Source organism: Streptomyces sp. ISL-11 (genome assembly GCF_018614525.1).
Lineage (GTDB): Bacteria > Actinomycetota > Actinomycetes > Streptomycetales > Streptomycetaceae > Streptomyces.
In genome coordinates this window covers 18,352-28,456 of record NZ_JAGGOL010000165.1, presented here as the reverse complement: position 1 = coordinate 28,456, position 10,105 = coordinate 18,352, and the positions used below count along the sequence as shown (strand labels likewise).

The 10,105-nt window shown below is 72.6% G+C and carries 9 protein-coding genes; 5 read left to right on the top strand and 4 right to left on the bottom strand.

Going from position 1 to position 10,105, the window contains the following annotated elements; all coding sequences use genetic code 11:
• A partial coding sequence (locus tag J7E86_RS27235) for a serine/threonine-protein kinase (RefSeq protein ID WP_308312741.1) occupies positions 1-1,114 on the bottom strand: 1,114 nt, incomplete at its 3' end.
• A gap of 487 nt (positions 1,115-1,601) precedes the next feature.
• On the opposite strand from J7E86_RS27235, the gene J7E86_RS27230 reads away from it, so the two are divergent.
• Positions 1,602-2,249: a TetR family transcriptional regulator gene (locus J7E86_RS27230; protein ID WP_215085266.1), complete on the top strand. Its 648-nt coding sequence runs from the start codon at positions 1,602-1,604 to the stop codon at positions 2,247-2,249.
• A gap of 107 nt (positions 2,250-2,356) precedes the next feature.
• Here the strand turns inward: J7E86_RS27230 and J7E86_RS27225 are convergent, their stop codons facing one another.
• Entirely contained in the window at positions 2,357-2,836 is a 480-nt protein-coding gene (locus tag J7E86_RS27225; RefSeq protein WP_215085265.1) for a nitroreductase family deazaflavin-dependent oxidoreductase, read from the bottom strand.
• Positions 2,833-4,053 (bottom strand): acyl-CoA dehydrogenase family protein, encoded by a 1,221-nt coding sequence (locus J7E86_RS27220; protein ID WP_215085264.1) that lies wholly within the window; start codon positions 4,051-4,053, stop codon positions 2,833-2,835. The genes J7E86_RS27225 and J7E86_RS27220 overlap by 4 nt, the downstream gene beginning before the upstream one ends.
• A gap of 88 nt (positions 4,054-4,141) precedes the next feature.
• On the opposite strand from J7E86_RS27220, the gene J7E86_RS27215 reads away from it, so the two are divergent.
• Both J7E86_RS27215 and J7E86_RS27210 read left to right on the top strand, forming a co-directional pair.
• Positions 4,142-5,317, top strand: a complete 1,176-nt coding sequence (locus J7E86_RS27215) for an acetyl-CoA acetyltransferase (protein WP_215085262.1) — start codon at positions 4,142-4,144, stop codon at positions 5,315-5,317.
• Between the two features lie 48 nt (positions 5,318-5,365).
• On the top strand, positions 5,366-6,049 hold the full coding sequence (locus tag J7E86_RS27210; RefSeq protein WP_215085260.1) for a pyridoxal 5'-phosphate synthase: 684 nt from the start codon (positions 5,366-5,368) through the stop codon (positions 6,047-6,049).
• A gap of 238 nt (positions 6,050-6,287) precedes the next feature.
• On the opposite strand, the gene J7E86_RS27205 is transcribed toward J7E86_RS27210, so the two are convergent.
• Positions 6,288-6,707, bottom strand: coding sequence for a Zn-ribbon domain-containing OB-fold protein (locus J7E86_RS27205; RefSeq protein WP_374223868.1), 420 nt, complete (start codon positions 6,705-6,707; stop codon positions 6,288-6,290).
• Between the two features lie 160 nt (positions 6,708-6,867).
• Between J7E86_RS27205 and J7E86_RS27200 the strand changes: the two genes are divergently transcribed.
• A complete protein-coding gene (locus tag J7E86_RS27200; protein ID WP_215085258.1) occupies positions 6,868-9,093 on the top strand; it encodes an acetate--CoA ligase family protein in 2,226 nt (741 codons plus the stop codon).
• Positions 9,094-9,130: 37 nt separating this feature from the next.
• The gene (locus J7E86_RS27195; RefSeq protein WP_215085257.1) at positions 9,131-10,057 is read left to right on the top strand and encodes an enoyl-CoA hydratase/isomerase family protein; all 927 of its coding nucleotides are present in this window, start codon (positions 9,131-9,133) and stop codon (positions 10,055-10,057) included.
• The last annotated feature ends 48 nt before the right edge of the window (positions 10,058-10,105 follow it).

The window sequence follows — 10,105 nt, the reverse complement described above, 5'->3', positions numbered from 1 at the left end:
TCCGGTGCCGACGGCCGTACGGACGGCGTATCCGGCACCGTCGCGCTCGACCCAGCGCAGGGCCGACGACTCGGAGTCGGCGATCCAGAGCCGGTCCTCGGTCGCGGCCAGCCCGGACGGCTGCGAGAACCACGCCTGGTCGGCGGGCCCGTCGACCAGTCCCTCGTTCGTCGTGCCGGCCGCCCCGGGCGCCGGCGCCGGCCGCGGCGGGCCGGTGTCCGGCGCGGCGCTGCTCGATCAGGGTGACGGCGTTGTCCGGCAGCCACGCGGAGGCCGTGCCGCTGTCGTCGCCACCGCCGGAGGCGAACAGGTGCGGGGCCAGCTCGGCCTGGAGGTCCGCGGGGGTGGGCCGGTTCTCGGCCGCCATCTGCATGCAGGAGTCGATCAGGGGCCGCAGTTCATCCGGGAGGCCGGCGAGGTCCGGGCCCTCCCTCAGCAGCATGAAGACGGTCTCCACGGGGTTCGCCCCGTGGAAGGGGGCGTGACCGGTCGCGGCGAAGACGAGCGTGGAACCCAGCGAGAAGATGTCGCTGGCCCCGGTGACGCTGCGGGAGTCGCGCGCCTGCTCGGGCGACATATAGGCGGGCGTGCCGACGGCGACGTTGGTCATCGTCAGCCGGGTGTTGGAGACGCCGGAGGCGATGCCGAAGTCGATGACCCGGGGGCCGTCCTCGACGACCAGCACGTTCGACGGCTTGAGGTCGCGGTGCACCAGCCCCGCGCCGTGGATGGACTGCAGCGCCTCCGCGACGCCGGCGGCCAGCCACCGCACGGCCTGGGCGGGGAGCGGCCCGCATTCGTTGATGATCTCTTCGAGCGAGGGTGCGGGCACGTACGCGGTGGCCAGCCAGGGTACGGCGGCGCGCGGATCGGCGTCGACGACGGCAGCGGTGTAGAAGCCGCTGACCGCGCGGGCGGCCTCCACCTCACGGGTGAAGCGGACCCGGAAGAGCTGGTCCTCCGCGAGCTCCGTGCGCACCGTCTTGATCGCGACCCGTCGGCCGGATGCCGAGCGGGCGAGATAGACCAGCCCCATGCCGCCGGCGCCGAGTCGGCCGAGCACCTCGAACGGGCCGATCCGTCTCGGGTCGTGCTGCGTAAGCTGCTCCACCACTGGCCTGCCACCTCCCCGTGGGGGCTTGAAGGGTTTAAGCCCCGTGCAGCGTCTCACCGCGAATTATCTCCGGGGTACGCATACTGATTCTTCCTGGCGAAGGCCGCGGTTGCGAACCCGGGTCGTGCTTCGCCGTGTCTCCACCACATGCGGAATGTCCCGCCCCGCAGCCCGTCCCCCGTCTTCGCTCTGTGACCCTGCGTTACTCTCGTGCGGCTCTCGCCCCCCGCACGGGGTGTTCCGACTGCCACGTTATCGGGGTATCGCGGTTTTCACCCCGACCTGTGGATAACTGTGGGGTCTCCGCGTCATCCGCGTTGTCCACAGCCTGTTGATAAGACGATTCACCGGTACGGGCCAATCCGTCCGGATCTTCTCGCGCACCCCCAGATGCCGCCTGAGCTGGGCTTACACCCCACCTTGCACCCCCGCCCCCATTTGCATGCGGCCGAATCGCGCTCCGATCACCCCTCGGTAAGCTGACGGCATGACAGGACAAGTACGCACCGTCGACGGCCGCGTGGCCGGCCGACGCGGACAGGCGACGCGGCAGAAGCTGCTCGACTGCCTCAGCGAAATGCTCAGCTCCTCGCCCTACCGCGACGTCAAGGTCATCGATGTCGCGCGCAAGGCCGGCACCTCCCCCGCCACCTTCTACCAGTACTTCCCCGACGTCGAGGGCGCCGTCCTGGAGATCGCCGAGGAGATGGCGAAGGAGGGCACGACCCTCACCGAGCTCGTCGCCGGGCGCTCCTGGGTCGGCAAGTCGGGGTGGCAGGCCGCCGAAGAACTGGTCGACGGCTTCCTCGGCTTCTGGCGCAAGCACGACGCCATCCTGCGCGTGGTCGACCTCGGGGCGGCCGAGGGCGACAAGCGGTTCTACAAGATCCGCATGAAGATCCTCAACGCCGTCACCAACTCCCTCACGGACTCCGTCAAGGAGCTCCAGTCCAAGAACAAGGTGGACAAGGACGTCAACCCGGCCGCCGTCGCGGGCTCTCTCGTGGCGATGCTCGCCGCAGTCGCCTCGCACCAGAAGGGCTTCACCAGCTGGGGCGTCAAGCAGGCCGAACTGAAGCCCAACCTCGCCCTCCTCGTCCATCTGGGCATCACCGGCAAGAAGCCGACGAAGTAACACCTGGTATCGCACGTCCTGTCATCGCAGCGGCGGGCCGCTCGGGCTCGGCCCGGAGCGGCCCGCCGCAGTGATTTCCGCTGCCTGTCGCCGCCGGCCGGCGGCCGTTAGCGCGGCTCCAGCCGGAAGAGCCGGATCTCACGCTCCACACGCGCCTGGTAGCGCGCGTAGGGAGGCCAGAACCTCACCACCGCCGCCCACGCGGCCTCCCGCTCCGCCTCGCGCAGCAGTCGCGCCCGTACGGGGACGTCCCGGCCCTTCCAGCTGATCTCCGCGTCCGGATGTGCCAGCAGATTCGCCGTCCAGGCCGGGTGGCCCGGCCGTCCGAAGTTGCTGCCGATCAGCACCCATGTGCGCACAGGGCCGTCCTCGGGCATGCACGCGAGCGGTGTCCGCCGGGCCTGGCCGCTCCTGGCGCCCGTCGAGGTGAGGACGACGCTCGGCAGCAGGCGCGCGCTGAGCAGCGTTCTCCCTCCGGTCAGCCGGTGCACCGCGCGGTCCAGCGCCGGTACGAAGTGCGGGGCGATCCTCGCGAAGGTCCGGGTGGACGAGACCTTCTGCACGATGCGTTCCACGGCGGCGGTCACAGGGCCACCGCTTCCCGGCCGGGGCGGCCCGCAAACAGCCCGGCCGTCTCCGCCGCGTGCGACCGCAACAGGTGCACGGGGCCGAACAACAGCTCGTCCGACGCCGCCCGTTTGAAGTACAGCTGCACCTCGTGCTCCCACGTCACTCCGATGCCACCGTGCAGTTGCACGGCCTCCCCCGCGACCTGCCGCAGGGCCTCCAGGGCCTGCGCGAGCGCGAGGCCCCCGGCGGCGGCCCCGTCCTCCGCCGCCCCGCCGCCGACCGCCCACGCCGCGTAGTACGCGGCCGAGCGCGCCGCCTCGACCGCCACGTACAGCTCCGCCAGCCGGTGCTTGACCGCCTGGAAGGATCCGATCGGCCGACCGAACTGTTCCCGCGACCGCGCGTACGCGACCGTCCGCTCCAGCGCCCGCCCGGCCGCGCCCACCGCCTCGGCGGCGAGCATCGCGGCCACGTCCATGCCCAGCCGGGAGAGCGCGCCCGTCACATCCGCCTCGGCGGTGCCCAGGAGATCGGCCTGGGCGTCCCGCAGCGCGACGCGTGCCTGCGGCCGTGTCTCGTCCAGGGCGGTCAGGCGCGTACGGACCACCCCGCGCGCCCCCTCCGGCCGCAGCAGGAAGAGCAGGGTGCGGCTGCGCGCGTATCCGCCCGCGTGGGCCGCGACGAGCAGAAGGTCAGCGCTGTGCCCGTCGAGCACCTGTGCGGCCTCCCCGTACAGCCGCCAGCCCGTACCTCCCGCGGCCGGGCGCGCCTGGACGCCGCCCGCGCGGCCGCCGCCGGACCAGTCGCCGCCGTTGGGGCCGGTCAGGGCGAGCGCCGTCGGAAGGCCGCCGCCCGGTACGGCGAGCGCCGCCGTCAGCTCGCCGGCGCAGACGCGCGGCAGCAGCTCGGCGCGCTGCGCGTCCGTGCCCAGGGCGAGAACCAGCGGCGCCACCAGGCCGGCGGTGGCCAGCAGGGGGGAGGGCAGCAGCACACGGCCGGTCTCCTCGCAGGCCAGCGCGAGTTCCGTGGGGCCGCAGCCGGCACCTCCGTAGCGCGTCGGCACCGCCAGGCCCGGCAGTCCCATCCGCTCGGCGAGCTGCCGCCACAGGGCCTGGTCGTGGCCGGTGCGGGTGCGGACCGCGGCCCTGACCTCCTCCGGCCCGCAGCACTTGCGCAGGACGTCGCGCAGGGTGCGGCGGATGTCGTCCTGCTCCTCGCTGAACTCCGGGTTCACGGGCGGACACCTCCCTAGACTGACGGAGCGTCATATTAGGGAGCGCGGACCCAACTTCCCACCCTTTGGCTGATGTACCGTCAGATCCATGAGCCCTGGCAGCACGCGCAAGGTGGCCGTCGTCGGCGTCTCGCTCTCGGACTGCGGTCGCCTGGACGCGGCCACTCCGCACGCACTGCAAGCTCAGGCCGCCCGGCGCGCCCTGGCCGACTCCGGCCTCGACAGGTCCGTCGTCGACGGCCTCGCGTCCACCGGCGTGGGACCGCTGGCACCCATGGAGACCGCGGACTACCTGGGGCTGCGGCCCACGTGGGTCGACTCGACGGCGGTGGGTGGCGCGACCTGGGAGGTGATGGCCGCCCACGCGGTGGACGCCATCGCCGCCGGAGAGGCGAACGTGGTCCTCCTGGTCTACGGCTCCACCGCTCGCGCCGACCTCAAGGCGGGCCGCCGCACCGCGAACCTGTCCTTCGGCGCCCGAGGTCCCGCCCAGTTCGAGGCACCGTACGGGCACACCCTGATCGCCAAGTACGCGATGGCCGCGCGCCGTCACATGCACCAGTACGGCACCACGATGGAACAGTTTGCCGACGTCGCCGTTCAAACCCGCGCCAACGCCTTTCACAATCCCCACGCCCTCCACCGCACCCCGATCACGGTCGACGACGTGCTCGGCGGCCCGATGATCGCCGACCCCTTCACCAAGCTCCACTGCTGCATACGGTCCGACGGCGGCTGCGCCGTCCTGCTGGCCGCGGAGGAGTACCTGGCGGACACCGCGAAACCCCCCGTCCGGGTGCTGGGCGCGGGCAGCTCGGTCTCCCATATGGCCATGTCGGAGTGGGAGGACTTCACCATGTCCCCCGCCGCGGTCTCGGGCCGGACGGCCTTCGGCAGGGCGGGGGTCACCCCGCAGGAGATCGATGTGGCCGAGCTGTACGACGCCTTCACCTATATGACCCTGGTGACGCTGGAGGACCTGAGGTTCTGCGCGAAGGGCGAAGGCGGCGCCTTCGTGGAGAAGGGCAGGCTGACGGTCGGCGGCGCACTGCCGGTCAATACGGACGGCGGCGGACTGTCCGCCTGCCACCCCGGCATGCGGGGACTGTTCCTCCTGGTCGAGGCGGTGCGCCAGCTCCGCGGCGAGGCAGAGCCGGGCCGCCAGGTCCGCGGGCGCGACGGCGGGCTTCCGCGACTGGCCGTCGCCTCGGGGACGGGCGGCTGGTTCTGCTCGTCGGGGACGCTGGTACTGGCCCGCGACTGACGGCCGCCCTCCCCCACGTGACCCGGGCACACGGGGTTTGATGGGGCCATGAGCAGCGACACCGACGACAGCCTCCAGGGCTCCTTCCACGCCGTACTGCGCTCCCTGCGGGTGTGGGACACGGAGCTGCCCCGCTTCGACCCGGACGCCGCGCCCACGGAGCCGCTGCCGCTCTTCCGGCGGTGGCTGTGCGAGGCCGCGGCGGCCGGCAGCCCCGAACCGCACACCATGAACCTGGCGACGGCCGACGCGGCCGGACGCCCGTCCGTGCGGACCGTGATGCTCCACGACGCGGACGAGCGCGGCTGGCACTTCGCCACCCACCGCACCAGCCGCAAGGGCCGGGAACTGGCCGTACGGCCCGACGCCGCCCTGAGCTTCTACTGGCCGGCGGTAGGACGCCAGGTCCGTGTGCGCGGGACGGTGACGGCGGCGGACGCCGCGGAGAGCCGTGCCGACCTCGCCGCGCGGTCGACCGGCGCGCTGGCGGCCGCGCTGGTGGGGCGGCAGAGCGAGGCGCTGGGCTCGTACGAGGAGCTGGAGCGGGCGTCGCGCGCGGCCTGGGAACGGGCACGGCGCGAGCCGGACGCACCGGTGGACAGCTGGACGCTGTACGTCCTGGAGGCGGACGAGGTCGAGTTCTTCCAGGGCGACGCCGAGCGGCGGCACGTACGCCTCGACTACCGCCGCACCGGGAGCGGCGCCTGGGTCACCGGGCTGCTCTGGCCCTGAGACCGGGCGCCGGGCCGGTGGCGATCCGGGCATGGCGGTGGATGTCCCACATCCCGCCGTCGATCCCGGCCATCGCGCCGCACAAGGCGCCTTCGAGGGCGTACGAGCGGCGCTCGGCCACCCGGCACCGGCGCGTGGTTGCCGAGAGCGTGGCCCAGCTCGACGCGGTGCGGGGCCGGCTCCTCGTGGAGGGCCCACCGGGTGACCGCGTCCGGGGCGCGGCAGGCGTAACCGTAAATCAACACGGGGCGAACACCGCTAATTTCAGCGGGGGTACGGGACCCGCCCGGAAGGCGACCCGCAGTGCCATGCCGACGCGCAGCGCGCTCTCCGGGCAGTCGACGACCTCGGTCATCATGCGCGGTCCCTCGGCGAGGTCCACGACGGCGGCGACGTACGGCAGACGCTCGCCGAAGGGCGGCAGGTCGTTCACATGGACGACCGACCAGGTGTAGAGGGTGGCGTTGCCGCTCGCCTCGGCCCAGACCACGTCCTCGCTCCAGCAGCGGGGGCAGAACTCGCGCGGGTAGTGATGCGCTCTGCCGCATCCGGTCGCACGGCAGCGGCGTATGAGCAGCCGGCCCCGCGCCGCGGCTTCCCAGTACGGCCGGGTGAAGGCGTCGACCTCGGGCACATCGAAGCGTTCCGCCGAACTCACGATGCCGACCTCCCAGCCGGTGCCGCCCGGGCGTCCGTGACGAATCCCCGCACCCGCTCCGGCAGGTGACCGACCCCGGCACCATTCCTGACGTGACGTCAGATCTGTAGCCTGACTATACGTCAGCTTATCGGCCATCCAGCAGGAGTGGACGAGAACGATGCTTGGATCGACTCACGGCACCCTCACCACCACCTCCCGTCCGGCCCGCGTGGTGGCCTGCGGCGAGCGTCCGGGCCCCGCCGTCCACGGCTTGGCCGGCGACGCCGACGACGTCGATGTCAGCGGCCGCCCGCTGCGTTCGGACGTCCCCGACCTGGACCGGTTCTTCCGCCCCGAGACCGTCGCCGTCATCGGCGCCTCGGACGCCGAAGGCCGCCCTCATACCGCAATCACCCGTCGGCTCATCGCCTGGTGCGAGCACGCCGGCGCCCGCCTCCACCCCGTACATCCCACCCGTACGACCGTCTTCGGCCTCCCCTGCCTTCCCTCCGTCAAAGACCTTCCCGAGCGGATCGACCTCGCCGTGCTCCTCGTCGGCGACCCACTGCCCGTCATCGAGGAACTGGCCGGATCAAAAGCGGCGTTCGCCGTCGCCTTCGCCGCCGGTTTCGCCGAGACCGGCCCCGAGGGCGCCGCCGCCCAGGCCCGCCTCGCCGCCGCCGCCCGACGGTCCGGGGTCCGCCTCCTCGGCCCCAACACCAACCTCAACGCCTTCGAGCGGTTCCGCGACGACCTCGACGGCCCGGCCATCGCCCTGGTCACCCAGTCAGGCCACCAGGGCCGCCCGGTCTTCGCCCTCCAGGAGCTCGGCATCCGGCTCTCGCACTGGGCACCGACCGGCAACGAGGCGGATCTGGAGTGCGCGGACTTCATCTCCTACTTCGCCACCCGGCCCGAGGTCGGCGCCATCGCCGCGTATGTGGAAGGGCTCAAGGACGGCCGCTCCTTCCTGCTCGCCGCCGATCGCGCCGCCCGGCACAAGGTGCCGGTCGTCGCCGTCAAGGTCGGCCGGACCGAGGCCGGCGCCCGCACCGCCGCCTCCCACACCGGCAAGCTCACCGGCTCGGACCAGGTCGTGGACGCGGCCATGCGGCAGTTCGGCGTGATCCGCGTCGACGGGCTGGACGAGCTCCAGGACACCTCGGCGCTGCTCGCCCGCGCCCGCCCTCCACAGGCCACCGGCGTCGCCGTCTATTCGATCTCCGGCGGGACGGGCGCGCACTTCGCGGACCTGGCCACCGCGGCCGGCCTCACCCTCCCCACGCTCTCCGCCGCCCGGCAGCACGAGCTCCACCAGTGGATACCGGAGTATCTGACCGTCGCGAACCCGGTCGACAGCGGCGGTCACCCCGTGGGCGACGCCCGCGGCCGGAAGATCATCGACGCGCTGCTCGCCGACCCGTCCGTCGGTGTCCTCGTCTGCCCGGTCACCGGCCCCTTCCCGCCCATGAGCGACCGGCTCGCCCGCGACCTGGTGGACGCCGCGGAGGACACGGACAAGCTGATCTGCGTGGTGTGGGGCTCGCCCGTCGGCACGGAGGACGCCTACCGCACCACCCTCCTCGGCTCCTCCCGGGTGGCCACCTTCCGCACCTTCTCCAACTGCGTCTCCGCTGTCCGCGCCTATCTCGACCACCACCGCTTCACCGCCGGCTACCGCTCCCCCTTCGACGGCGCGCCCCGCGTCCTGTCCCCTTCCGCCCGCAAGGCGCAGGAGCTCCTGCGCCCCGGCGAGCAGCTCAGCGAGCACGCGGCGAAGCAACTCCTGCGCGCGTACGGCATACGCGTCCCCCGGGAACAGCTCGTCACGAGCGCGGCCGCGGCCGTCCGGGCCGCGGCCCTGGTCGGCTACCCCGTCGTGATGAAGGCGTCGGGCCCGCAGCTCTCCCACAAGACGGAGCTCGGCCTGGTCAAGGTCGGTCTGACCTCGGCCAGCCAGGTCCGCGACGCCTATCGCGAGCTGACCGACATCGCCCGCTACGAAGGACTGCCGCTGGACGGCGTCCTCGTCTGCCAACTCGTCGGGCGCGGCGTGGAGATGGTCGTCGGCATCTTCCCCGACCCGCTCTTCGGGCCCACCGTGACGGTGGGCCTGGGCGGCACCCTGGTGGAGGTGCTGCGCGACACGGCCGTGAGCGTCCCGCCCTTCGGCGAGGACCGGGCGCGCACGATGCTCACCGAGCTGCGCGGCCGCGCCCTGCTGGACGGTGTCCGGGGTGCGCCCCCGGCCGATGTGGACGCGCTCGTGGAGACCGTCCTGCGCGTCCAGCGGATGTCGCTGGAGCTGGGCGGCGAACTCGCCGAGCTCGACATCAACCCCCTCGTGGTACTGGAGCGAGGCCAGGGCGCCGTGGCCCTGGACGCGCTGGCCTTCTGCCGCTGAGCCGCGCGCGACGGCTCGTAGAACCAGGAGTTCCCCCATGCCCGTATCCCCCCGTGCACACTCCGCCGATCCCCTCGGACGCGGGAATCCCCCCACGCCGACGAAGACCGTCGAGCCCGTCGGACCCGATGACTCAGTGATACTCCAGGCCACTGACAACGGCGTCTCGTGGATCACGCTCAACCGGCCCGACGCACGCAATGCCATTACCCCTGACCAGCGCGAACGACTGATTTCAGAATTCTTTCGCGCGTCGGCGGACCCCTCCGTGCGGGCCGTCGTCCTCACCGCCACGGGCACGGCGTTCTGCGCGGGAGCCGACCTGCGTGCGACCTCCCCAGCACCATCCGACTCACCCACATCGTTCACCTCCTCCGGCCCACCCGCCGTCGCCGAGCGAGCGGCAGGCGATGTCGCCCGGACGATCCGCCTGGGCGCCCAGCGGCTGATCAGTGCGGTGCTCGACTGCGAGAAACCCGTGATCGCCGCCGTGAACGGTCCCGCCGCCGGGCTCGGCGCGCATCTCGCGCTGGCCTGCGACCTGGTCCTCGCGGCCGAAACAGCCACATTCGTCGAGGTGTTCGTGCGGCGCGGCCTGGTGCCCGACGGTGGGGGCGCCTATCTCCTGCCGCGCCTGGTGGGCCCGCAGCGCGCGAAGGAGCTGATGTTCTTCGGCGACGCCCTCCCGGCCGCCGAGGCGGAACGGCTGGGCCTGGTCAACCGGGTCGTATCCGAGGAGGAACTGACCGGCACGGCGCGGGCCTGGGCCGAACGGCTCGCGACCGGGCCGACCCGCGCCCTCGCCCTGGCGAAACAGCTGGTCAACGCGTCCTTCGACAGCGACCGCGCGGCCGCCTTCGCCGCCGAAGCCGCCGCGCAGGAGATCAACATGACCACGGCGGACGCCCGCGAGGGCCTCGCGAGCTTCAGGGAGCGCCGCGCCCCCGTCTACCGGGGTCGCTGACGCCTCCCTCATCCACGTCGCGCCGCCCTTCCGAACTGACTAACCATC